This window comes from Serratia sp. N21D137, from assembly GCF_047530005.1.
In the GTDB taxonomy this organism is placed as follows: domain Bacteria; phylum Pseudomonadota; class Gammaproteobacteria; order Enterobacterales; family Enterobacteriaceae; genus Chania; species Chania fonticola_B.
Window position 1 is genome coordinate 57,909 of the sequence record NZ_JBLJAJ010000003.1, and the last position, 25,444, is coordinate 83,352.

Consider the following 25,444-nt stretch of genomic DNA (forward strand, 5'->3'; position numbering starts at 1 on the left):
CTCAGTCAGCCAACGCCAGAATGCCCGCAACCAACTGCGAGAAAGTTAATCCGGACTGCCGGGCCGCCATCGGGACCAGACTGTGGCTGGTCATGCCCGGCGAGGTATTCGCCTCCAGCAGGTAGAAGCTGCCATCACTGTCTTGCATGACATCAACACGCCCCCAGCCGCTGCAATCCAGCCCACGGTAAGCCCGCAGTGCCAGCGCAGCCATAGCGGCTTCCTGCTGTGCATCCAGGCCGCTCGGGCAAAAATACTGCGTATCGTCGGAAATATATTTGGCCTGGTAATCGTAAAACACGCCAGCGGGCTGAATACGGATGGAAGGCAGCACCTGATCGCCCAGGATCGCCACGGTGTATTCCGGGCCGCTGAGCCATTTCTCTACCAGCACATCCTCATCATGACGGAAAGCCTCTTCCAGCGCCCCTTCCAGGGCTGCGCGTTCGGTCACTTTGCTCATGCCAACGCTGGAGCCTTCGCGGCTTGGCTTCACAATCAGTGGCAATCCCAAAGCTTCAATGGCGGCCAGCTGGCTTTGCCGATCGTCGCCCAGATACTGACGGCGGCTCAACGCCACGTAAGGTGCCACCGGCAGCCCCATCGACTGCCATACCATTTTGCTGCGCCATTTATCCATGGTCAGCGCCGAGGCCATCACGCCGCTGCCGGTATAAGGCAACTGCAAAAACTCCAGCAGACCTTGCAATGTACCATCTTCACCGCCACGCCCGTGCAGCGCAATGAACACTTTGGTGAACCCCTGCGCTTTCAGCTCGGTGACAGGGAAGTCACGGGTATCGATGCCATGAGCATCAATGCCCGCTTCTCGCAACCCGGCCAGCACGGCCGCGCCAGATTGCAGTGAAACTTCACGTTCTGCGGAGGTACCACCCAGCAATACGGCGACTTTATCAGCCATGATGATCCTCCTCTTTGATCTGTGGTTGCAGTTTTAGTTCAGCCAGCCGGCGCGCGATTTTACCGACATTGCCAGCCCCTTGCACCAGCACCAGGTCGTCGCCTTGCAACAGCTGCGCCAACAGCGTTGGCACGGTATCCGCATCGGACACCAGGATCGGATCCAGTTTGCCGCGATTGCGAATGGTACGGCACAGGCTACGGCTATCAGCGCCAGGGATCGGAGCTTCACCCGCCGGATAGACATCCAGCATCAGCAACACATCAACCTGCGACAACACGTTGGCGAAATCGTCATACAGATCGCGAGTACGGGTATAGCGGTGCGGCTGGAAGATCATCACCACCCGCTTGGTTGGCCAACCGGCACGCGCGGCCTTGATGGTCGCATCCACTTCCGTTGGGTGGTGGCCATAATCGTCCACCAACATGGCACTACCCTGTTTTTCGTTCACCGCCGCCAATGGGAACTCCCCCAGGAAATCGAAGCGACGCCCCGTTCCCTGGAAACCGGCCAGCGCACGCAGAATGGCTTCGTCGGCAATGCCTTCTTCCGTCGCCACGGCAACCGCCGCCGCCGCGTTCAAGGCGTTATGGCGGCCCGGTGCATTCAGGGTGACCGTCATCAACGGCTTATCCTGACGGCTCAGGGTAAAGTGCCCCTGCGGCCCGATCTGGCTATAGCTCTCGATACGCACATCCGCATCCTCGCTAAAGCCGTAAGTGGTGATATGGCGACCCACGCGCGGCAACAACTCACGCACGACCGGATCGTCAATGCACATTACCGCACGACCATAGAACGGCAGGTTATGCAGGAAGGTGATAAACGTCTGCTTCAAATTCTCGAAGTCGCCATGGTATGTATCCATATGGTCGGCTTCGATGTTGGTGACAATCGCCACCATCGGTTGCAAATGCAGGAACGACGCGTCGCTCTCATCCGCTTCCGCAATCAGGTAACGGCTAGAGCCCAAACGCGCGTGGGTACCCGCCGCTTTCACCAGCCCACCGTTAACAAACGTTGGGTCAAGACCGGCTTCGGCGTAAATACTGGACACCATCGCCGTGGTAGTGGTTTTACCGTGCGTACCGGCGATGGCAATGCCATGGCGATAGCGCATCAGCTCGGCCAGCATTTCTGCCCGCTGGATCACCGGAATGCGCGCCTCGCGGGCTGCGACGATCTCCGGGTTGTCTGCCGGGATAGCGGTCGAAACCACTACCACGCTGGCATCCAGCACGTTTTCTGGGCGGTGATGGAAGTAAATCGTTGCCCCAAGCTCACTCAACTGCTGGGTGACCGGGTTCGGCGCCAGGTCGGAACCGCTGATCTGATAACCCTCGTTGGCCAACACCTCGGCGATACCACCCATGCCGGCACCACCGATGCCAACAAAGTGAATGTGCCGGACGCGTCGCATCTCGGGCACGAAAGTACGTAGTTTCGCCAATTGTTGTGTATTCATCACTTCTCTATCTATCAGGTTCGATTTAGCTCAACAGGGGTAACCCCGACGGCCTTACAGGGCTGCACGAATAATTTCTGCCGCCACGCGTTCTGTTGCATCCGGGATCGCCACCGCACGGGCCTTTTCGGCCATCTTCAACAGCGTTGGGCGATCCCAGCTTGCCAGCAGTTCCGCCACGACATCGGCAGTAAACTGCGGTTGTTCGATAATTTTGGCCGCACCGGCCTCTTCCAGAGGGCGCGCGTTCCAGTATTGCTGACGATCTTTGTGCTGGAACGGCACAAAAATGGCCGGTAATCCCGCCGCCGCCACTTCGCTGACGGTCAGCGCGCCAGAACGGCACACCACCACGTCCGCCCAGGCGTAGGCCTCTGCCATATCATCAATAAACTCGGTCACCTTGTGCCCGGTCTGCCCTACCCTCTCGTAGTCCTGCAGTACCGTTGGCAATGCGCCCTTACCTACCTGATGCCAGAGGACTATTCTATCGCCCAGCAGCGCGGCGACTTCAGGAACTGTCTGATTCAGCACGCGCGCACCTTGGCTACCGCCGATAATCAGCACACGGATTGGCCCTTCACGCCCGTTCAGACGCTCGGCAGGTAGCGGCAGCGCCAACACATCGGTACGTACCGGGTTACCCACGACGTCCGCATTCGGAAACGCCCCTGGGAACGCCTGTAACACTTTCTTGGCAATCCTTGAGAGCCAGCGGTTAGTCAGGCCCGCAATGCCGTTCTGCTCATGCAGCACTACCGGGATACCACACTGCCAGGCAGCCAAACCGCCAGGGCCGGAAACGTAACCGCCCATCCCCAGCACCACGTCCGGCTGATAACTACGCATGATCGCCTTAGCCTGACGCACCGCCTGCCAGATACGCACCGGTGCGGTCAACTGAGCCTTTAGGCCTTTGCCACGCAGCCCGGAGATGCGGATAAAATCAATCTCGATCCCGTGCTTTGGCACCAGATCGGCTTCCATTCGGTCTGCGGTGCCGAGCCAGCGAACCTGCCAGCCCTGCGCCATCAGATGATGCGCGACCGCCAGCCCCGGAAACACGTGCCCGCCGGTACCGCCTGCCATCACCATTAAACGCTTAGCTTTACCGCTCATCCGCTACCTCTTCACAAACGCCTGCGCTTTGGTCAGGCGCGTTTCATAATCAATTCGCAGCAACAGCACGATCGCCGTCGACATAATGATCAGGCTCGAGCCGCCGTAACTTATCAGTGGCAAGGTCAAGCCTTTGGTTGGCAACATCCCCGCTGCCGCACCGACGTTCACCAATGCCTGGAAACTGAACCAGACACCGATCGAACATGCCAGAAAACCGGAAAATCGCTGGTCTATCTCCAACGCCCTGCGGCCTATCGACATCGCGCGAAAAGCGACGAAGAATACCATTAACAGGGCCAAAACCACACCGATATAGCCCAGTTCTTCGCCCAAAATGGAGAAGATAAAGTCGGTATGCGCCTCGGGTAAATACTCGAGTTTCTGTACCGAGTTGCCCAGCCCTTGCCCCCAGAACTCGCCGCGGCCAAACGCCATCAGCGACTGGGTTAGCTGGTAACCACTGCCAAACGGATCGGCCCATGGGTTCCAGAACGAAGTCACACGGCGCATACGGTAAGGTTCCGCGATAATCAGCAGCCCCACGGCAAACACGCCCGATCCGATGATCGCCAGGAACTGCCACATCTTTGCCCCGGCCAGAAACAGCATCGCCAGCGTGGTGATAAACAGCACCACCACCGTCCCCAAATCCGGCTGGGCCAGCAGCAGCACCGCTAGCACCACCATCACACCCATTGGCTTACAGAAGCCCCAAAAGTTGCTGCGGACTTCCTCTACCTTGCGCACCAGATAGCTCGCCAGGTAGCAAAACAGCGACAACTTGGATAATTCAGCGGGCTGGATACGCAACGGACCCAGTGAAATCCAGCGTGAAGCCCCGTTTACCGAGCTACCAACCACCAGCACCACCAGCAACAAGACTATCGATAACAGCAGCATGACGTTGCTATAACGCTGCCAAACGGCCATCGGGATACGCAGTGTTACCAACGACAGGCCGAACGCCAGGCCAAGGTAAAGTGCATCACGCTTGGCAAACAGGAACGGATCCTCTGCCAGGCGTTGGCCGATAGGCATCGAGGCCGACGTCACCATCACAAAACCAACAATCGCCAGGCCAAAGGTCAGCCACAGCAGGGTACGGTCATACAGCACCATGCTGCTCGTATCGCTTTCACGCGATCCCATCACCCAGTCTTTCAGCTTGTTGGTCAGGCCGAACGTCGGCACCCGTAGTCTCATCCGCCCAGCTCCTGTGCCAGACGGGCAAACTCGTTGCCACGCACTTCAAAATTACGGAACTGATCCAGGCTGGCACAGGCCGGTGACAACAGCACCATATCGCCTGATGTCACCTGGCGGGCAATGGCTTGCATCGCCTGCTCCATCGTTTCTGTCTGCGTGGCGACTTCCGGACGCAGCTGTGCCAGCTGTGCGCCATCGCGGCCAAAGCAGTACAAGCGCACGTTGTCACCTTGCAGATAGCGCGCCAGCGGCGAGAAGTCCGCAGACTTGCCATCACCGCCCAACAGCAGATGCAGCGTGCCCTTAACCTGCAGGCCGTTCAGCGCCGCCTCGGTGCTGCCGACGTTGGTGGCTTTGGAATCGTTAATCCAGCGCACGCCATTGTGTTCCCACACCAGTTGGAAACGGTGCTCCAGGCCGGTAAAGGTCGTCAGCGCTTTCAGGCTGGACGCACGCGGCAGCTTGACGGCATCGGCCAGGGCCAGGGCCGCCAACGCATTGGTAAAGTTATGGCGACCGGTGAGCTTCATCTCGCTGGTATTGAGGACTTTCTCACCATTCACCCGCAGCCAGATTTCGCCCTGCTGGCGGTTGAGGTGGTAGTCCCCTACGTCGGCACCAAAGCTGACACAGCGCTCATCAGCACCGCGCACCGGCATGGTCAGCGCGTCGTCCGCATTCACTACACAGACTTGGGCATTTTCATAGACGCGCAATTTGGCGGCACGGTATTGCTGCAGGCCAAATGGATAGCGATCCATATGATCTTCGGTCACGTTCAAAATGGTTGCCGCTGCGGCATGCAGGCTGTGAGTGGTTTCCAATTGGAAGCTCGACAGCTCCAGCACGTACAGTTGGCACTCCTGACGCAGCAGGCTCAGCGCTGGCAGGCCGATATTGCCCCCAACGCCCACGGCCCAACCAGCGGCCTTGGCCATTTCGCCCACCAGCGTGGTGACGGTGCTCTTGCCGTTGGAACCGGTGATCGCCACAATTGGCGACTGGGCTTCACGGCAGAACAGCTCAACGTCACCGACGATCTCAACCCCGGCATCGGCGGCAGCGCTCAAAGCCGGAGTCGCTAATGCCATGCCTGGGCTAGCCACAATCAAATCCGCAGACAACAACCATTCCTGGTTCAGAGAACCCAGATGACGTTCAACGCTCTCGGGCAGTTGATCCAGGCCCGGTGGCGAAATACGGGTATCCATAACCCGCGGCGTCACGCCACGGGTCATAAAGAAATCAACGCAGGAAAGGCCGGTAAGGCCCAACCCGATGATGACCACTTTTTTACCCTGATAATCCACCATAATCAGCGCACCTTCAGCGTCGCCAGGCCAATCAGCACCAGCATCAGCGAAATAATCCAGAAGCGCACGATCACCCGTGGTTCTGGCCAGCCTTTCAATTCATAGTGATGGTGGATCGGCGCCATGCGGAAAATACGTTGCCCGCGCAGCTTGAACGATCCCACCTGCAGGATCACCGACAGCGTTTCAACCACGAACACGCCGCCCATGATCAGCAACAAGAACTCCTGGCGCAGCAGCACGGCGATGGTGCCCAACGCGCCGCCCAGTGCCAGTGAACCCACATCACCCATAAACACCTGAGCCGGGTAGGTGTTAAACCACAAGAAACCTAAACCGGCCCCGACGATCGCGGTGCAGACGATGACCAACTCACCGGCATGACGCAGATACGGAATATGCAGGTAGTTGGCGAAGTTCATGTTACCGGTCGCCCAGGCCACCAGCGCAAAGCCCGCCGCTACAAACACGGTTGGCATGATCGCCAGGCCATCCAGCCCATCGGTCAGGTTGACCGCGTTGCTGGTGCCGACAATCACGAAGTAGGCCAACGCCACGTACAGCAAGCCCAACTGCGGCATGATGTCCTTAAAGAACGGCACAACCAGCTCGGTGGCTGGCGTGTCTTTTCCTACGGCATACATGGCAAAGGCCACGACCAGGGCAATCACCGACTGCCAGAAATATTTCCAGCGGGCAATCAACCCCCGAGTATCTTTGCGCACCACTTTGCGATAGTCATCGACAAAGCCGACGATGCCGTAACCCACCAGTACGAACAGCACGCACCACACGTAAGGGTTGGACGGATAGGCCCACATCAGCACCGAAATGGTGATGGAGGTCAGGATCATGATGCCGCCCATGGTCGGCGTGCCGCGCTTGCTAAAGTGCGATTCTGGCCCATCGTTACGCACTACCTGACCAAAGGACATTTCCTGCAGGCGTTTGATCACCTTCGGCCCCATCCACAGGGAAAGGAACAGCGCGGTCAGCAGGCTGACAATGGCCCGGAACGTCAGATAAGAAAAGACGTTGAAGCCTGAGTAATATTTGACCAAATGTTCGGCCAGCCAAACTAACATGGTGCTTTCTCCTGTAACGCGCGTACTACCTGCTCCATTGCGGCACTACGTGAACCTTTGATTAACACGGTAATTACCGCATGTGCTGAGAGTAGTTCCGCTACGCGCGCGGTCACTGCTGTTTTATCCTGATAATGTTCACCGTTACCGGCGGCAGAGCTCAATACCTGGCTCAGCCCACCCACGCTGATGACTTTATCAATACCGGCCAGACGGGCAGCTTCACCCACCTGGCGATGACACTCTTCGGCCTCTGCGCCCAACTCAGCCATATCGCCAACGACCATCACGCGATAACCTGGCATTTCTGCCAACACCTGCGCCGCTGCCGTCATGGAGCCGACGTTGGCGTTGTAGCTGTCATCGAGCAACAGCTTGCCTTGCGCCAAGGCGATCGGGAACAAGCGCCCAGGCACCGCCTGAAGCTGTTGCAAGCCTGCACTCACGGCGGCCAGCGTAGCGCCAACCGACATCGCCAGTGCTGCTGCCGCCAACGCATTCGCCACGTTATGGCGGCCCGGCAATGGCAACTCAATCGCCACCGTGCCGAACGGGCTGTGCAGGGTGAAGTGAGTCACGCTCCCTTTCACCTGGATATCGCTGGCAAAGAAATCCACAGATTCCGCAGCCTGGGGAGAGAAACGCCAGACTGTCTTGCCCTGTAACTGCGCCTGCCAATGCGGCCAGTCGTTGCTATCGGCGTTGAGGATCGCCACGCCATCCGCCGGCAAACCGGCAAAGATTTCGCCCTTGGCCTGCGCAACGCCTGCCAGTGAACCAAAACCTTCCAGATGGGCAGCGGCCAGATTATTCACCAGCGCGCTCTGCGGTTGCGCCAAAGCGGTGGTATAGGCAATCTCACCGATATGGTTGGCACCCAGTTCAACCACCGCAAAATCATGCTGCGGCTCTAAACGCAACAGCGTTAGCGGCACGCCGATCTCGTTATTGTAATTCCCGGCGGTATGCAGCACTTCGCCACATTCACGTAAAATGGCCGCGGTCATCTCTTTCACCGAGGTCTTGCCCGATGAACCGGTCAGCGCCACCACTTTGGCTGGCACCTGCTGACGTACCCAGGCGGCAAACTGCCCCAGTGCCAGACTGGTATCTTTCACCACCAGTTGCGGAGCCTCCACCAATAAGCGCTTACTTACCAGCAAAGCGCCTGCGCCAGCGGCGACAGCATCGGCGGCAAAGTCGTGAGCATCGAAACGCTCGCCTTTCAGGGCCACAAACAGGCAACCTGCAGTGACCTGACGAGTATCCCTCGTCACTTCGGTAATGATGCAGTCGGTGCCGATCAGCTCGGCATCCAATACCGCCGCCAGCGTCTGAAGCGAGACCGGGATCATGCCAGCACCCCCAGCAAACGTGCGACGGTGGTGCGATCGGAGTAATCCAGACGACGGTTACCCACCAGTTGGTAATCCTCGTGACCTTTACCCGCCACCAGTACCACATCCTGCTCTTTGGCTTGCATGATGGCGCTGGTCACGGCTTCGGCGCGCCCGTGGATCACCTGTACATGCCCGGCATCCAGCAGCCCGGCCAGAATATCCTTGATGATGGCCTGCGGTTCTTCGGTGCGCGGATTGTCATCCGTTATCACCACCCGGTCGGCAAACTGTTCGGCAATGCCCCCCATAAGTGGGCGCTTACCTCTATCACGGTCGCCACCGCAGCCAAACACGCACCACAGTTGCCCTTGGCAATGCAGGCGAGCGGCTTCCAGCGCTTTTTCCAGCGCATCCGGAGTGTGGGCATAATCCACCACCACCGTCGGCTTGCCTGGCGCATTGAAGACTTCCATCCGGCCACAGACCGGCTGCAGCTGATTGGCCGTGTTAACCAGTTTCTCAAACGGGTAACCGAGTGACAGCAGCGTTGCCAATGCCAGGATCAGGTTACTGACGTTGAAGGCCCCCATCAGGCGGCTTTCGATCTCGCCGTTGCCCCAGCTTGAGCTGAAGTGGATGGTGGCACCGTTATCGTGATACTCCACCGCGGTGGTTTTCAGCCAGCGGCCATGACAGCCAGGCTGCAAATTGTCCTGCATGGTGACGGCCACCGCGTCTGGCAGTTTGGCCAGCCAACGCTGCCCGACTTCATCGTCGGCGTTGATGATCGCCTGACCAACGTCGTGGCCAGCAAACAGTGACCATTTGGCCGCTTCGTAGCTGGCCATATCGCCGTGATAATCCAGGTGATCGCGGCTCAGGTTGGTGAATACGGCTGCGGCAAAGGGTAAAGCCGCCACGCGGTGTTGCACCAGGCCATGAGAGGAGACTTCCATAGCGGCCAAGGTGGCCCCTTGCTGCGCCAGATCGTTAAGCACGTGCTGCACATCGACCGCAGAACCGGTGGTATTTTCCGTTGGGCAAACCTGGCCTAACAAACCGTTGCCCACGGTGCCCATCACGGCGGCAGTTTCGCCCAACAGTTGGCTCCACTGGGCTAACAGTTGGGTGGTGGTAGTTTTACCGTTGGTCCCCGTCACGCCAATCAAGCGCAGACGTTCGGCAGGCTGATGATAGAAACGCCCGGCTAACGCCGACAGGCGCTGGCCAAGTTGGCTCAGGTAAATCACCGGCACGCCGTGCATTTCGCAAATTTTACCGTCTTCAGCTTCGCCTTCCGCTTCGGCGATAACGGCGGCAACCCCTTGGGCGATGGCTTGCGGAATATAGCGGCGTCCATCCGTTTGATGGCCAACTACGGCGACAAACAGATCCCCGGCAGCCGCAATACGGCTGTCTAATATCATTTCCCGCAGCGCGCGCTCGGGTGCCGTTGGCACCCACGGAGCGAGTAAATCGCGCAAATTACGATCGGCCACCTGAACCCTCTTTGTTATTAATCACTAATTCGCTTTTGTCACCGGTGGGCAACGCATCTGGCTGAACGTTCATGATCCGCAGCGCGCCCCCCATGATGGCACCAAACACCGGCGCGGAAATCGCACCACCGTAGTATTTCCCACCCTGTGGGTCGTTGATGACCACCACCAGAGCAAAACGAGGCTGGCTAGCTGGCGCCACCCCCGCGGTATAAGCGATATATCGGTTGACGTATTTACCATCCGGCCCGACCTTTTTAGCGGTACCGGTTTTAATGGCAATACGATAACCCTTGATGGCGGCTTTCACCCCACCACCGCCCGGCAAGGCGACGCTTTCCATCATGTGCACTACCGTACGCACGGTAGCCTCAGGGAAGACGCGTTCACCGGCAACCGGAGGATCAACCTTGGTGATCGACAATGGGCGATAAACGCCCAGGCTGCCGATCGTGGCATAGACTCGCGCTAACTGTAACGGGGTTACCATTAGCCCGTAGCCGAAAGAGAAGGTGGCCCTCTCTATGTCAGACCACCGTTGTTTTTTTGGGTATAAGCCACTGCTTTCTCCGACCAGCCCCAAATTGGTCGCTTTTCCCAGCCCAAAACGTGAGTAAGTATCTACTAACGCTGAGGACGGCATCGCTAACGCCAGCTTTGAAACACCGACGTTACTCGACTTCTGCAAGATCCCGGTCATGGTCAGTTCCGAATAACGCGCCACATCTTTGATTTCATGGCCGTTAATGCGGTAAGGAACGGTATTGAGCACGCTATTTTCTTTCACTACGCCGCGCTGCAACGCCGTCATTACCACCATCGGTTTCACGGTAGAACCAGGTTCAAAAATATCGGTAATGGCACGGTTACGCATGGTGTCTTTCGGCGTATCGGCCATATTGTTCGGGTTGTACGATGGGCTGTTGGCCATCGCCAATACTTCGCCGGTGTTCACGTCCACCAGCACTGCGGTACCAGACTCCGCTTTGTTGAAGGCGACGGCGTTATTCAATTCACGGTAAACCAGCGCCTGCAGGCGTTCATCGATGCTCAATGCCAGATTGTGCGCCGCCTGGCTGTCTACCGAGGAGATGTCCTCGATCACTCGGCCATAGCGGTCTTTACGTACTGTTCTTTCGCCCGGTTGGCCGGTCAGCCAGCGATCAAAGCTCTTTTCGACTCCTTCGATCCCTTCGCCGTCAATGTTGGTCACGCCGATGATATGAGAAGTAACCTGGCCAGACGGGTAGTAGCGGCGCGATTCCTGGCGCAGGTAGATGCCAGGCAATTTCAGCTTGTGGATGTAATCACCAATCGCCGGGTTAACCTGCCGGGCCAGATAGACAAAACGCCCCTTCGGATTGGCATTGATACGATTGGAGAGCTGATCGAGCGGAATTTGCAACGCGTCGGACAGCGCTTTCCAGCGCGAATCCAGCGTAATACCCCCGCGTTCGTTCAACTCTTTCGGATCGGCCCACACGGCATTCACCGGCACGCTCACCGCCAGCGGTCGGCCATAGCGGTCGCTAATCATGCCGCGAGCGGTGGGAACCGACTGCACGCGTAACGAACGCATGTCGCCTTCTTTCACCAACCGATCCGGATTGATCACCTGCAAATAAGCCACACGCAGCATCAGTCCAACCAGCGCCAACAGAATACAGCCGCACAGCAACGCAAAACGCCAGCTGACAAAGCTGGCCTGATCTTCCTGGCGTTTCAACTTCTTACCGGGACGTACTGCTTTCATGCGTTAGCTAATTGCTCCGTATCGTGACTTCGGCTAAACCACTCATGGCTTGACAATAATAATTTCCTGCGATGGATCAACGTGTTGCATCTGCAGTTTTTCGGTGGCGATACGCTCTACGCGGCTGTGATCGCCAAGGGCATTCTCTTCCAGGATCAGGTTGCGCCATTCGATATCCAGCGCATCTCTCTCCAGCACCAACTGTTCGCGCTCGGCGGTCAGCAGGCGGGTACGGTGCGCGGTGGTCACCACAAACACGGCGGAAACCAGCGCGGCAATCATCAAAATCAGCGGGATCTTGGCGTTACGCAGCAGATCGCCTCCGATGACGCCAACTAAACCGTGGCGCTCATTACCAATCACGCAGGCATCCTCTCGGCAATACGCAGTACGGAACTGCGCGCCCGTGGGTTTTCCGCCACTTCAACATCACCTGGCTTCATTTTGCCCAAGGCTTTCAGCGTACGGCCGCCCATTTCACGCAACTGCGCTTCGGTTAGCGGAATTCCTGCCGGAACCTGGGCACCACGGCTGTGGTGGCGCATAAAGCTTTTGACGATACGGTCTTCCAACGAATGGAAGCTGATGATCGACAGGCGGCCTTCTGGTGCCAACACGGCTAATGCACCGTCCAGCGCACGCTCGATCTCTTCCAGCTCGCTGTTGATGTAGATACGGATCGCCTGGAAACTGCGGGTTGCCGGGTGTTTATGCTTATCACGGAACGGGCTGGCATGGGCGATCAGCTCGGCCAGTTCCTTGGTACGGGTCATCGGCTCTACGCGGTTTCTTTCTACGATGGCGCGGGCGATGCGTTTGGCGAAGCGCTCTTCACCGAAGGTTTTCAGCACCCAGGCAATATCGTCGGCTTCCGCTTTCATCAACCATTCGGCGGCGGATTGGCCGCTTGAAGGGTCCATACGCATATCCAGCGGGCCGTCACGCATAAAGGAAAATCCGCGTTCTGCGTCATCCAACTGAGGGGAAGAAACACCCAAGTCGAGCAATACGCCGTCGATCTTGCCCACCAGTTCCCGTTGCTGCACATAGTCAGCCAAATCGGAAAACGGTCCGTGGATGATAGTAAAACGTGGGTCTGCAATAGATTGAGCTGCGGCAATTGCCTGCGGATCGCGATCGATAGCCAACAAGCGCCCTTCCGGCCCCAGTTGGGACAAGATCAGACGAGAATGACCACCGCGACCAAAAGTACCGTCGATGTAGATGCCGTTACTGCGAATATTGAGACCCTTCACGGCCTCATCCAGCAATACGGTCGTATGTTTATAATTTTCCAGCATGCTTATAGTGACAAGTCCTGTAGCCGCTCAGACAACGGTTCCTGAGTGGATTGTTCCGCGTCAATATCATCCTTGACTTGTTGATACCAGGTCTGTTCATCCCACAGTTCAAACTTGTTGAACTGCCCGACCAGCATCACTTCTTTAGTAAGCCCGGCATGTTGGCGTAGCGTATTGGCTAACAGCAACCGGCCGGCATTATCCATCTGACACTCGCTGGCATGGCCCAACAGCAAGCGCTGGACGCGGCGCTCGGCGGGATTCATGCTCGACAGACGGGACAACTTTTGCTCGATGATTTCCCATTGAGGTAATGGATAAAGCAGCAGGCAGGGCTGATGGAGGTCAATGGTGCAAACCATTTGGCCTTGCGATTCCTCATTCAGTAAATCCCGATAACGGGTTGGTACGGCGAGCCGTCCTTTACTGTCGAGGTTGACCAGCGTTGCCCCACGAAACATACCTGAGCTACCCCCTCGTGACCCTTTTCACCACTTTACACCACAAATTCCCACATAAGGGAGTTTACGGAGGGTATGAAAACCTTGTCAAGCCAGAGCAAGAGCGGTTTGGCAATATTTATAGGCATATTCTGGAGGCTGGCTCACGAAAGGAACGCTATTTATTGCATGAATATAAATTAACATCATGATTAAAGAGGAGAATTTTCTAAGCGGAAAGAGTGTGATTAAAATAAACACAAATTGACGATTAAATAACTCATTATGTCCTTCTGCAATCCAGGTCTCACTTTTCAACATCGCTCTCGGCGGGGACAACCCCACCGCATCCCGCATCGGTCAAGGCTTGGCCGCAAGCCACCTGCCAGCTGGGAAATGCGATAAGCCCTTGAGTTAATAACACTCAGCGAGTATTTCGCTGCCAACGGCGCGCTATTTTACTTCAATTATTCCGTCAAAGAACAACCCAAAGATAAAATAAATGGCGAAGCACTGGCTCAAGCCGCTAATTATGATTCAAATCAAAATGGTAAGATTATTCTCAAAACACCTATTTACAATTCATCTGGATTTTTTTGCCACTTTAGGAATATACGTAAATTTAGTGAGCCTATCGCTAAATCAGCCGCAAAGCCGTCATCTCACCGTCGCCACATAATCATAACGCACTGTTAATAATGATAATTTCTACAACTGCAATTTTAAATTCCTGCTTTACTCACTTTCCCCCCTGTTGTCAGGATAAAAATCACCCAAATGTTAAAAATAAAAATTTTAAGCCACTTATAACAATCAATACAGTCAAGTAGACTACTAAATAGCATAAAGGTCAGTTAATAACACCTAATTAACATTAACAACCAACATATTAACCGATAAATTCAGGGATCGTGTCATGTCTAGAGCCGTTTCACCATGGCGCAGCGCTGCCGCCGATACTTTTGCGCTGGTGGTGTACTGTTTTATCGTCGGGATGGCGATTGAAATACTGATTTCGGGCATGAGCTTTAGCCAATCGCTCTCCTCCCGGGTGGTATCGATCCCCGTCAATATCCTGATCGCCTGGCCCTACGGCCGCTACCGCGATTTCTTTATCGCCACCGCACGCCGCAGCCCACGCGGGCAGTTTTTGCTGCGTAACCTGGCCGATCTGTTGGCTTATGTCAGTTTCCAATCGCCAGTTTACGCAGCCATTCTGTGGAGCGTGGGTGCTGACGGCCAGCAGATCCTGGCCGCGGTGACCAGTAATGCGGTGATCTCAATGGCGATGGGCGTGGTGTACGGCTATTTTCTGGAATATTGCCGCAGGCTGTTTCGCGTGGTGGGTTACGTTTAGGGGCCGAATGACGGCCCCTTGAAGATTACTTGCGGCTCAGGCTACCGCGGCGGAACAGGTTACGGCGAATGCGCGTCATACCCGGCTTGGGTTTACGCGGTTCATCCAGGCTGGCAAGCACCAGTTCCAGCACCCGCTCGGCAACATCACGGTGCCGCTGGGCCACGGCAAGCACTGGGCACTCCAGGAAATCCAATAGCTCATGATCACCAAAGGTGGCAATTGCCAGATCCGCCGGTAAACGCCCACGCTGTTTCAGCGTTACGTCCATCACGCCCTGCAACAGCGAGAATGAGGTGGTAAACAACGCCTGTGGCATCGGATGGGTTTTCAACCATTCAGCGAACAGTACGCCAGCTGCTTCACGTTCATAGCTGTTGGCATACAGATAATCTACCTGCCGCTCATCATCCTGCCAGGCCTGACGGAAACCCTGCTCACGCAAGAAGCTGACCGAAAGCTCAGGCAAAGCCCCCAGATACAACACCGACTTGGCGGGGAAAGTGCGTAACTCCTGCGCCAGGGCAAAGGCGTCTTCCTGATCGGCCCCCACCACGCTGATAAAGTGTTCACGATCCAGAGCGCGATCCAATGCAATAATCGGGAAAGGATCGTTAGCCCAGCGTTGATAGAAAGGATGCTCCGGCGGTAACGCCGTGGAGACGATGATCGCATCGACCTGGCGTTGCAGCAGGTGCTCAATACAGCGCATTTCATTATCCGGCTGATCTTCCGAGCAGGCGATCAACAGTTGATAACCGCGCTGACGCGCCTGGCGTTCCAGGTAGTTGGCGATGCGGGTATAGCTGGTATTTTCCAGATCCGGGATCACCAGGCCGATAGAACGAGTGCGGCCTGCACGCAGCCCTGCCGCTACGGCATTCGGGTGATAATTGTGCTCCCTGACCACGGCCATCACTTTTTCGACGGTTTTATCGCTGACACGATACTGCTTCGCCTTGCCGTTGATGACATAACTGGCCGTAGTGCGCGAAACGCCTGCGAGACGCGCGATTTCATCCAGTTTCACGTTAACCCCTTTAAATGACTCTCAAAATGACAATGGATCCTGTGGCGTTGTTTACCCCACGCTTTCAATGTACGGCTAAGCATGCAGCGAACCGAAAGCGGAAGGGTAATGAGTAACCATGATAGTCACTATGGTTATTCAACCCGTAATGGCGATCTAACAGCAGAAAACACGGCCGAGCAACCGCTTTCGCCCAAAGGTGCCAGCAAATGGGCAAAAAATTAAAAAGAAAGGGCGCAGCAAACCTGCCACGCCCCGGATACAGTGCAGAAAACCCGCTATCAGCGCATAATCTTGTCGCCGCGCGACACGCCAACAATCCCCGAGCGGGCCACTTCGACGATTTCCGCCACTTCACGTACGGCGTTGAGGAAGGCGTCCAGCTTGTCGCTGGTCCCCGCCAACTGCACGGTGTAAAGCGACGAGGTGACATCCACAATCTGGCCACGGAAGATATCCGTGCTGCGTTTCACCTCTTCACGACCGTAGCCGCTAGCCTGCAGCTTCACCAGCATGATTTCACGCTCAACGTGAGCCCCTTGCACCAGCTCACTGACGCGTAAAACGTCAACCAGCTTATGCAACTGCTTCTCTATCTGCTCCAGTACCTTTTCATCACCCACCGTCTGGATCGTCATGCGCGACAAGGTTGGATCATCGGTAGGAGCAACCGTCAGGCTTTCGATGTTGTAGCCACGCTGAGAGAACAGCCCGACGACGCGCGACAACGCACCGGATTCGTTTTCCAGTAATACCGATAAGATACGGCGCTTCATCAGGTTCTCTCCGTTTTGCTTAGCCACATTTCGTCCATGCTTCCACCGCGGATCTGCATTGGATAAACATGTTCAGTCTCGTCGACGGTCACATCGACAAACACCAGACGTTCTTTTTCAGCCAGCGCCTGCGCCAGCTTGCTTTCCAGCTCATCCGGGGTACGAATGGCGATGCCGACATGGCCATAGGCTTCTGCCAGCTTGACGAAGTCCGGCAAGGAATCCATATAGGACTGCGAATGGCGGCCAGAATAGATCATGTCCTGCCACTGCTTCACCATACCCAGGTAGCGGTTATTGAGGTTGACCACCACCACCGGCAGATTGTACTGCAGAGCCGTGGACAGCTCCTGGATATTCATCTGAATGCTGCCGTCACCGGTGACGCACACTACCGTTTCGTCTGGCAGTGCAAGTTTCACCCCAAGGGCGGCTGGCAAACCAAAGCCCATAGTGCCCAGCCCACCAGAGTTGATCCAACGGCGCGGTTTATCGAACGGATAATAGAGTGCGGCAAACATCTGGTGCTGGCCAACGTCGGAGGTGACATAGGCATCGCCCTTGGTCAGGCGGTGCAGCGTTTCGATCACCGCCTGAGGTTTGATGGTGCCACTGTCTTTGTTGTAGCCCAGGCAATCGCGCGCGCGCCACTGCTCAATGGACTGCCACCAGTCACGCAGCGCATCGAAATCCTGCGCTTTGTCTTCATGCGCCAGCAGTTCCAGCATCTGCGTCAGCACCTGTTTGGCATCGCCAACGATAGGAATATCGGCATCCACCGTTTTGGAAATGGAGGTCGGGTCGATATCGATATGCAGCACCGTGGCATCCGGGCAGTATTTGGCCAGGTTGTTGGTAGTGCGATCGTCAAAGCGCACCCCAACGGCAAAAATCACGTCGGAATGATGCATGGTCTTGTTGGCTTCATAGGTGCCGTGCATGCCCAGCATACCGACGCTTTGGCGGTGAGTCCCTGGGAACGCCCCCAACCCCATCAGCGTACAGGTGACCGGCAGGTTCAGCTTTTCCGCCAGTTGCAGCAACTCTTCATGGCACTCCGAATTGATGGCACCGCCGCCCACGTACATGATCGGCTTTTTTGCCGCCAGAATGGTCTGTAGGGCGCGTTTGATCTGCCCGCGGTGGCCTTGCACCGTCGGGTTGTAGGAACGCATGCTGACGTCCTGCGGATACGCGTAAGGCATTCTTACCGCCGGGCCAACGATATCCTTCGGCAGATCGACCACCACAGGGCCAGGGCGGCCGGTAGAAGCCAGGTAAAACGCCTTTTTCAGCACGGAGGGTATGTCTTCGGTACGCTTGACCAGGAAGCTGTGTTTTACCACCGGGCGGGAGATGCCCACCATGTCGCACTCCTGGAAGGCATCGTAGCCAATCAGCGAGCTCGGCACCTGGCCAGATAGCACCACCATCGGGATGGAATCCATATAGGCGGTGGCGATACCGGTAATGGCGTTGGTGGCCCCAGGGCCGGAAGTGACCAGCACTACGCCCACTTCACCAGTCGCTCGTGCATAGCCATCGGCCATATGCACCGCCCCTTGCTCGTGACGCACCAGAATATGATCGATGCCCCCCACCGTGTGCAGGGCATCATAGATATCGAGTACCGCCCCGCCCGGATAGCCGAATACATGCTTAACGCCCTGATCGATCAGCGATCGGACGACCATCTCGGCTCCTGACAATATTTCCATGGGTTTGCCTCCAGGCTTACATAGCTTGTTCTTGTCTGACGCCGGAACGTAGCGCCTGTCCTGTCTGGGGCATGGCCCCAAAAATCTTATGGACGTTTTGGACTCTTAACATAGCGTCAGAATATGGGGCAGGCAAACGGCAAAATGGCTTATCGTGGGCAAGGGTATTGCCATCAGGCTGGAGATGCGCGGCTTGGCAAAACTATGCACTAGCTGAGTGGTTATTCAGCTAGGCATTGTTTTGAGGGTTGAGGTAATTACAGAACTATATCAGGCAAGGGAGACTGCGGATTTTTCGTCCACCTGCGCCCCCTATCATCATTTTTCCTGATACATGGACTCAATTTCATGCTGGTAACGCTGTAGGATCACCTTGCGACGCAGCTTAAGCGTCGGGGTCAGCTCCCCCAACTCCATCGAGAAGGCCGCCGGCAGTAGGGTAAATTTCTTCACCTGTTCAAACAGGGCCAACTCTTTTTGCATCTCCCGCAGACGCTTTTCGAACATTTCGATGATATGGCTGTTGCGCAGCAGCTCGAGCCGATCCTGATATTTCAGATTGACCGATTTGGCATACTCTTCCAACGACTCGAAGCTCGGAACGATCAACGCCGAGACAAATTTGCGTGCATCGGCAACGATCGCGACCTGTTCAATAAACCGGTCCTGCGCCAGGGTCCCTTCCAGCATCTGTGGCGCAATGTATTTGCCGCCGGAGGTCTTCATCAGATCCTTCAGCCGCTCGGTAATAAACAGGTTGCCGCCATCATCGATCATGCCGGCATCGCCGGTTTTCAGCCAGCCGTCAGCGGTAAAGCTATCGGCCGTCTCCAGCGGTTTATTGAAATAGCCGCGCATCACTATTGGCCCACGCACCTGAATTTCATTTTCATCGCCAATGCGCACTTCCACGCCGGGCAGTGGCTTGCCGATCGAACCAAAGCGGAAGTTGTTTTCTTCCCAGCAGGAGACCGTGGCACAGGTTTCCGTCATGCCATAGCCGTATTTGATGTTAATGCCCATCGCCTGGAAGAACAGAATGACGTTGTCATCAAGCTTGGCACCGGCCGCTGGCAAGAAGCGCACCCGCCCCCCCAGGATCCCCCGCAGCTTGCTTAACACCAGCTTGTCAGCCCAGCGGTGAGAGAGGTCGAACAGCTTGCCTAACGGTTTCCCTGCCCTTTCCTGAAGGAACTTGCGTTCACCACAGACGATGGCCCAGTGGAATAAGGCACGCCGCAACCAGGGCGCACGAGCGACCTTTTCATGCACCGCACTGAAGATTTTTTCATAAAAGCGTGGCACTGCGCACATCAGGGTCGGTTTGACATCGGCCATCGCTTCCCGCACCCAGTCGGTATTGGGCAGATAAACATTCTGCGCGCCCGAATGCATGATAAAGAAGCTCCAGGCACGTTCAAACACGTGTGACAATGGCAGGAAGCTGAGGGAAACGTCATCCGCCGTCACCGTCAGGCGATCGTCATGCAGCTGCAGCTGTGCGGCCATATTGCGGTAGTCAAGCATCACGCCTTTCGGCTCCCCGGTGGTGCCTGAGGTGTAGATAAGGGTGAACAAATCCTTCAAATCGCGCTCGGCAATTCTTTGCTGACGCAGGGCATCGAAACGCTCGATATCCGCAAGACGTTCGAAATGATGAAGGTGTTGGGCAATCTCACAGCCGCGCAAATCGGCTGAAGCATCAAAGACAATAATGTGGGTCAGTTGCGGGCATACGCCACGCAGCGCAATCGCGGCATCCAGCTGTGCTTGCTCGCCGACAAACAGAATGCGGATATCGGCATCGTTAATGATAAATGCCGCCTGAGCCGGGGTGTTGGTGGCATAAAGCGGCACGCTGACCGCCCGCAGTTCGAGGATCGCCAAATCGGCCAACGACCAGGCCATGCTGTTGTTGGCAAAAATCGCGATACGTTCCTGTACCTCAACGCCCAGTGCCAGCAAGGCGCAGCCAATATGTTGCATATGCGCCCCAACCTGCGCCCAGGTCAACCGTGTTTCTCCCTGAGGGGACCACTGACGGAAAGCCGTATGTTCTGCACGGTTAGCAATTTGATGCTGTATACGTTCAACCTGATGGTAATGCTGCAAGGTATTGGTCATAGCGCTCTATGCCTGAAATTTATCAACCAGTTAACCGCGACCGGAGCGGAAGCTCTCACATCTCAGCTTACACGTGTTTACTTTTTTTGCGCAGTCTACCTAGTCTCCGGCTGTGGGAAAAGGGATTTCAGCGTAGAAGTGTGAGCCAAAACGCGCTTGTACTCATTTCTCTTGATCTTGGACAAAAGGGAGTGCGAAAGGTTTACACCAAACAGACAAAGTGGGATCGACGACAAGAAGGGAGAAGTGACAGGTTAAAATAGTGGCAGTATCGCTTGGGGCAGAATAGCGTTTCAGTCACTCAAATTAATTAACCCTCGGGTAAATGATATTTCCTACGGAGTCATTACACGGAATAATCTTAGTTTCTCTTGAGCCTATTCTTAATTATTGTTTTGCGCTATCCATTATCAACCCGACGCACTCGAAAGCGCGCTGGGCCAATAAATCACTAATTAGCGCAATACACCCGCTTGGCTAAGAACGGACTTCATCCACTGATGGCCTTCATCACGCTCGGCGGACTCATGCCAGGAAAGATAACAGGTGGCGGTTTTTCTCTCCCAAGGCAGCGGAATTAATTTTAGCTGCAAGGCTTGTGCGTGCTGCTGGGCAAACCAACGAGGAGCGATTGCCACCATCTCGGTCATGGCGACCAGATTCAATACGCTGAACAGGTCGGTACATTGCTGGGTGACATTGCGTTGTAGGGTTTCGTCAAGATAGTAGGGTTTGCTAAAGGAACAAAAACGCTCTAATGCGATGACGGCATGCTGCTCCGCCAGCATCTGTTTCTGGCTAATGGTACCCACCAGGCGCGGGTGAGACTGTGCGGCAACCAGGGTCAATTCATCATCGAATAAGGCAATATCCTGGAACTCGGGATGTTCAAGGCGGCTATAGCCAATAACAAACTCGGTCTCCTGATAGCGTAACTGATGCTCAATGTTAGTGCTCATGTAAGACTTGGTCTGTATCTGCACGTTGGGAGCCATGCTCTTGACGTTGTTGATTATTTTGGCTGTCAGACGAATATCTAGCGGGCTGCAGATAGAAAGCACAAAGAGGCGTTCGCTGCTCAGGGCATCAAAGCCAGCGCCTGGCAGTTCATTTTGTACCAGCTGCAGTGCCTGGCGTACCGGGCCAAAAAGTTGGCGGGCGCGCATGGTAGGCTGAATGCCACGGCCGAAGCGGACAAACAGCTCGTCGTTGAACATGATCTTCAAACGCGACACGGCATTGCTGACCGCCGGCTGCGACATCCCTAAGGAATTTGCCGCCTTGGTAATATTCTGCATCTGCATAACTGCATCAAAAACAGTGAGTAAATTAAGATCCACACTGCGCAAATGAATATCACCGTTTTCTTTCCTCAAGACAGTTCCTGAATTATATTCGGACATATCCAAACTCCACTAAGTCCCATGTAGATAATCTCGCTAGCGCGCAGGGGAATAACGGGAAAAGGCACGCTACGTTATTCCCACACAGCGAAATTAGTTATCCCTTTTGACTACACTTATCAGATAGCAATCGGGCATCATCCTATAAAAATATGTCACAGCGGTGCATATTAGGCATTGTTCGTCGTTAGGTAGCCTTGGCACATCGGTTCGCAACTCGCCGATGGCATACAAACAAAATTGGCAGGCAAAACACCTGAGTTATGGATACCTGTTTGGTACCCTCAACCTCTGGATCAGACCATAAAATGCGTTAATGGACAATCATGCCGTAGCAAAATAGGTCTCTTTAGCGTCACTTAATTGATCGTAGCCGCTCAGTTCAGCGTTAAGAATACGAATTACGAATAGATCAACAACGAAAAATTGACACCATGAATATCAAGCCCGCAACATCAGCATCCCATCAAACCACGTTTGCTGGTTTTTTGCGCCAACGAAAAATTTTAACCTAGTAGTGTTGTTAATCAATGCGACAGTGCCACTTTCAAACCATTTATGCTAATAAACTCCCGATCACCTGCGGATTTAGCGCTGGCCTAGGAGGGTTTTACCGAGTTTCCAACTAGCACCATCCCCGCGGGTGCCACGCTTTTCAATACCCCTGATTTAATCAGGTGTTGACATGCCCCGGCCAATAAAGTATCAAATTAGGCAACGAAACAATTTTAGAGAAGCTGACCGCCATGATCCGTACCCACCGTCTACTAGGCCTACTACTAAACGCATCTTATGTGCGCGGTACGCTGGTGGACGGGGTTCAAAGCTGATTCAGCCCATCATCTGCAAAACCCGCGCTACTGCGCGGGTTTTTTTTTACCCGCTTAGCGTGAAACAAACACGACAAGGAACAACACGATGAGCCAACAAGTCATTATTTTCGATACCACATTGCGTGATGGTGAACAGGCGCTGCAGGCGAGCCTGAGCGTTAAAGAAAAAATCCAGATCGCCATGGCGCTGGAAAGAATGGGTGTCGATGTAATGGAAGTCGGCTTCCCAGTCTCCTCCCCTGGGGACTTCGAGTCGGTACAAACCATTGCCCGCCAGATCAAAAACAGCCGCGTTTGTGGTCTGGCACGCTGTGTTGATAACGACATTGACGTCGCTGCCGAAGCATTACGCGTGGCCGAGGCCTTCCGTATTCACGTCTTCCTGGCCACCTCCACCCTGCATATCGAATCCAAACTGAAGCGCTCTTTCGACCAGGTGCTGGAAATGGCGGTGCGCTCCGTGAAACGCGCCCGTAACTATACCGATGACGTAGAGTTCTCCTGTGAAGACGCTGGCCGAACCCCGATTGATAACCTGTGCCGCGTGGTAGAAGCCGCCATCAACGCCGGTGCCACTACCATTAATATCCCTGATACCGTTGGCTATACCACGCCAAACCAGTTCGGCGGCATCATCACTACGCTGTACGACCGCGTGCCAAATATTGATAAGGCGATTATCTCCGTCCACTGCCACGACGATTTGGGCATGGCCGTGGGTAACTCTATCGCTGCCGTCCAGGCCGGTGCCCGCCAGGTAGAAGGCACCTTGAACGGCATCGGCGAACGCGCCGGTAACTGTTCACTGGAAGAAGTGATCATGGCCATCAAGGTGCGCCAGGACTTTATGCAGGTGCATACCAATATCAATCATCAGGAAATCTACCGTACCAGCCAGTTGGTCAGCCAACTGTGCAATATGCCCATTCCAGCCAACAAGGCCATCGTCGGTTCCAACGCCTTCGCTCACTCCTCCGGTATCCACCAGGACGGCGTGCTGAAAAACCGCGAGAACTACGAAATCATGACCCCGCAGACCATCGGTCTGAAAGATGTCCAGTTGAACCTGACCTCTCGTTCCGGCCGCGCGGCGGTAAAACACCGCATGGAAGAGATGGGCTACAAGGAGCAGGATTACAATCTGGACGTGCTGTACGCAGCTTTCCTGAAGCTGGCCGACAAGAAAGGCCAGGTGTTCGACTACGATCTGGAAGCCCTGGCATTTATCAACAAGCAGCAGGAAGAGCCAGAGCATTTCAGCCTGGAATACTTCAGCGTACAGTCCGGCAGCAGCATTATGGCTACCGCCTCGGTCAAACTGAAATGTGGCGACGAAGAGAAGTCCGAAGCCGCTACGGGCAACGGCCCGGTCGATGCGGTTTACCAAGCCATCAACCGCATTACCGACTACCCGATTGAGCTGGTGAAATACCAACTGACCGCCAAAGGCCAGGGCCGCGACGCGCTGGGCCAGGTCGATATCGTGGTGTCTTACAATGGCCGCCGCTTCCATGGCGTGGGCCTGGCAACCGATATTGTGGAATCTTCTGCCAAGGCGATGATCCACGTATTGAATAATATCTGGCGCTCTCAGCAAGTAGAAAAAGAAAAGCAGCGCTTGCAGCAAACCAAACATCAAAATAATCAGGAAACGGTGTGAACATGACTAAGACTTACCACATTGCCGTCTTGCCCGGAGACGGGATCGGCCCGGAAGTAATGGCCCAGGCCCACAAAGTGTTGGATGCAGTGCGCCAACGCTTTGGTATCCGCATCACTACCAGTGAATATGACGTCGGTGGCATTGCCATCGATCGCCACAGTACCCCATTACCCGCAGCGACCGTTGCCGGCTGCGAGCAGGCCGATGCCATCCTGTTCGGTTCGGTGGGCGGCCCTAAATGGGAACACCTGCCACCGGCAGAGCAGCCGGAGCGCGGTGCGCTGCTGCCGCTGCGTAAGCACTTCAAACTGTTCAGCAACCTGCGCCCTGCCCGCCTGTACCAAGGTCTGGAAGATTTTTGCCCACTGCGTGCCGATATTGCCGCGCGTGGCTTCGACATTCTGTGCGTACGTGAGTTAACCGGCGGCATCTACTTCGGTCAACCCAAAGGCCGTGAAGGCCAGGGCATGCATGAGCGCGCCTTTGATACCGAGGTCTACCACCGCTTTGAGATCGAACGCATCGCCCGTATCGCCTTCGAGTCCGCCCGCAAGCGCCGCAACATCGTCACCTCGATTGATAAAGCCAACGTGTTGCAAAGCTCCATCCTGTGGCGTGAAGTCGTGACTCAGGTCGCCAAGGATTACCCAGATGTGTCGCTGTCGCACATGTATATCGACAACGCCACCATGCAGTTAATCAAAGATCCGTCCCAGTTCGACGTGCTGCTGTGCTCCAACCTGTTCGGCGACATCCTGTCGGACGAATGCGCCATGATCACCGGCTCGATGGGCATGCTGCCTTCCGCCAGCTTGAACGAACAGGGCTTTGGCCTGTACGAACCAGCCGGTGGTTCTGCACCTGACATCGCGGGCAAAAACATTGCCAATCCGATCGCGCAAATTCTGTCTGCCACCCTGCTGCTGCGTTACAGCCTGGGTGCCGATGAAGCTGCAGATGCGATCGAGCGCGCCATTAATCAGGCGTTGGAACAGGGCTACCGTACCGCCGATCTGGCCGGTGCTGGCAAAGCCATCGGCACCAATGAAATGGGCGATATCATTGCCCGCTTCGTGGCTGAGGGGGCGTAA

The 25,444-nt window shown here is 55.5% G+C and carries 20 protein-coding genes; 3 read left to right on the forward strand and 17 right to left on the reverse strand.

The genetic code is table 11. From position 1 onward, the window contains the following. Window position 1 precedes the first annotated feature (1 nt). Genes ACMV5H_RS03525 through mraZ form a run of 12 tightly spaced genes read right to left on the reverse strand, consistent with a single transcriptional unit; the run spans window position 2 to window position 13,470 of the window. A complete protein-coding gene (locus tag ACMV5H_RS03525; protein ID WP_094982150.1) occupies window positions 2-922 on the reverse strand; it encodes a D-alanine--D-alanine ligase in 921 nt (306 codons plus the stop codon). Next, window positions 915-2,390 carry a UDP-N-acetylmuramate--L-alanine ligase gene (gene murC / locus ACMV5H_RS03530; protein WP_024527168.1) on the reverse strand — a complete coding sequence of 492 codons (1,476 nt, stop codon included), beginning with the start codon at window positions 2,388-2,390 and terminating at the stop codon, window positions 915-917. The genes ACMV5H_RS03525 and murC overlap by 8 nt, the downstream gene beginning before the upstream one ends. 54 nt (window positions 2,391-2,444) lie before the next feature. Continuing rightward, on the reverse strand, window positions 2,445-3,509 hold the full coding sequence (murG, locus tag ACMV5H_RS03535; RefSeq protein WP_059199739.1) for an undecaprenyldiphospho-muramoylpentapeptide beta-N-acetylglucosaminyltransferase: 1,065 nt from the start codon (window positions 3,507-3,509) through the stop codon (window positions 2,445-2,447). 3 nt (window positions 3,510-3,512) lie between these two features. Continuing rightward, complete coding sequence (ftsW, locus tag ACMV5H_RS03540; protein WP_021179324.1) at window positions 3,513-4,715, reverse strand: cell division protein FtsW; 1,203 nt, start codon at window positions 4,713-4,715, stop codon at window positions 3,513-3,515. After that, window positions 4,712-6,031 carry a UDP-N-acetylmuramoyl-L-alanine--D-glutamate ligase gene (gene murD, locus ACMV5H_RS03545; RefSeq protein ID WP_209554995.1) on the reverse strand — a complete coding sequence of 440 codons (1,320 nt, stop codon included), beginning with the start codon at window positions 6,029-6,031 and terminating at the stop codon, window positions 4,712-4,714. The genes ftsW and murD overlap by 4 nt, the downstream gene beginning before the upstream one ends. Window positions 6,032-6,033: 2 nt before the next feature. Continuing rightward, window positions 6,034-7,116 carry a phospho-N-acetylmuramoyl-pentapeptide-transferase gene (mraY, locus tag ACMV5H_RS03550; RefSeq protein ID WP_021179322.1) on the reverse strand — a complete coding sequence of 361 codons (1,083 nt, stop codon included), beginning with the start codon at window positions 7,114-7,116 and terminating at the stop codon, window positions 6,034-6,036. After that, entirely contained in the window at window positions 7,110-8,471 is a 1,362-nt protein-coding gene (gene murF, locus ACMV5H_RS03555) for a UDP-N-acetylmuramoyl-tripeptide--D-alanyl-D-alanine ligase (protein ID WP_059199737.1), read from the reverse strand. The genes mraY and murF overlap by 7 nt, the downstream gene beginning before the upstream one ends. Then, the gene (gene murE / locus ACMV5H_RS03560) at window positions 8,468-9,955 is read right to left on the reverse strand and encodes a UDP-N-acetylmuramoyl-L-alanyl-D-glutamate--2,6-diaminopimelate ligase (RefSeq protein WP_059199736.1); all 1,488 of its coding nucleotides are present in this window, start codon (window positions 9,953-9,955) and stop codon (window positions 8,468-8,470) included. Before murE ends, murF begins: the two co-directional genes overlap by 4 nt. Next, complete coding sequence (locus ACMV5H_RS03565; RefSeq protein WP_115159069.1) at window positions 9,942-11,708, reverse strand: peptidoglycan glycosyltransferase FtsI; 1,767 nt, start codon at window positions 11,706-11,708, stop codon at window positions 9,942-9,944. Before ACMV5H_RS03565 ends, murE begins: the two co-directional genes overlap by 14 nt. 42 nt (window positions 11,709-11,750) lie before the next feature. After that, window positions 11,751-12,071 carry a cell division protein FtsL gene (gene ftsL / locus ACMV5H_RS03570; protein ID WP_021179318.1) on the reverse strand — a complete coding sequence of 107 codons (321 nt, stop codon included), beginning with the start codon at window positions 12,069-12,071 and terminating at the stop codon, window positions 11,751-11,753. Next, on the reverse strand, window positions 12,068-13,009 hold the full coding sequence (gene rsmH, locus ACMV5H_RS03575) for a 16S rRNA (cytosine(1402)-N(4))-methyltransferase RsmH (protein WP_021179317.1): 942 nt from the start codon (window positions 13,007-13,009) through the stop codon (window positions 12,068-12,070). Before rsmH ends, ftsL begins: the two co-directional genes overlap by 4 nt. 2 nt (window positions 13,010-13,011) lie before the next feature. After that, window positions 13,012-13,470 carry a division/cell wall cluster transcriptional repressor MraZ gene (mraZ, locus tag ACMV5H_RS03580; RefSeq protein ID WP_025120486.1) on the reverse strand — a complete coding sequence of 153 codons (459 nt, stop codon included), beginning with the start codon at window positions 13,468-13,470 and terminating at the stop codon, window positions 13,012-13,014. Between the two features lie 895 nt (window positions 13,471-14,365). Here mraZ and ACMV5H_RS03585 point away from each other — a divergent pair. After that, a complete protein-coding gene (locus ACMV5H_RS03585; RefSeq protein ID WP_021179315.1) occupies window positions 14,366-14,806 on the forward strand; it encodes an L-alanine exporter AlaE in 441 nt (146 codons plus the stop codon). A 25-nt stretch (window positions 14,807-14,831) separates the two neighbouring features. Here the strand turns inward: ACMV5H_RS03585 and cra are convergent, their stop codons facing one another. From cra to leuO, 5 genes are all read right to left on the reverse strand, one after another. Then, window positions 14,832-15,836 (reverse strand): catabolite repressor/activator, encoded by a 1,005-nt coding sequence (gene cra / locus ACMV5H_RS03590; RefSeq protein WP_021179314.1) that lies wholly within the window; start codon window positions 15,834-15,836, stop codon window positions 14,832-14,834. A 281-nt stretch (window positions 15,837-16,117) separates the two neighbouring features. Further along, window positions 16,118-16,612, reverse strand: coding sequence for an acetolactate synthase small subunit (gene ilvN, locus ACMV5H_RS03595; protein ID WP_021179312.1), 495 nt, complete (start codon window positions 16,610-16,612; stop codon window positions 16,118-16,120). Continuing rightward, the gene (gene ilvI, locus ACMV5H_RS03600) at window positions 16,612-18,330 is read right to left on the reverse strand and encodes an acetolactate synthase 3 large subunit (RefSeq protein ID WP_039995484.1); all 1,719 of its coding nucleotides are present in this window, start codon (window positions 18,328-18,330) and stop codon (window positions 16,612-16,614) included. The genes ilvN and ilvI overlap by 1 nt, the downstream gene beginning before the upstream one ends. Window positions 18,331-18,648: 318 nt before the next feature. Further along, window positions 18,649-20,454, reverse strand: coding sequence for an AMP-dependent synthetase/ligase (locus ACMV5H_RS03605; RefSeq protein ID WP_209528862.1), 1,806 nt, complete (start codon window positions 20,452-20,454; stop codon window positions 18,649-18,651). 455 nt (window positions 20,455-20,909) lie between these two features. After that, window positions 20,910-21,857, reverse strand: coding sequence for a transcriptional regulator LeuO (leuO, locus tag ACMV5H_RS03610; protein WP_059199733.1), 948 nt, complete (start codon window positions 21,855-21,857; stop codon window positions 20,910-20,912). Window positions 21,858-22,775: 918 nt separating this feature from the next. On the opposite strand from leuO, the gene leuA reads away from it, so the two are divergent. Both leuA and leuB read left to right on the forward strand, forming a co-directional pair. Next, complete coding sequence (gene leuA, locus ACMV5H_RS03615; RefSeq protein WP_021179308.1) at window positions 22,776-24,350, forward strand: 2-isopropylmalate synthase; 1,575 nt, start codon at window positions 22,776-22,778, stop codon at window positions 24,348-24,350. Window positions 24,351-24,352: 2 nt separating this feature from the next. Then, window positions 24,353-25,444 (forward strand): 3-isopropylmalate dehydrogenase, encoded by a 1,092-nt coding sequence (leuB, locus tag ACMV5H_RS03620; protein ID WP_024483539.1) that lies wholly within the window; start codon window positions 24,353-24,355, stop codon window positions 25,442-25,444.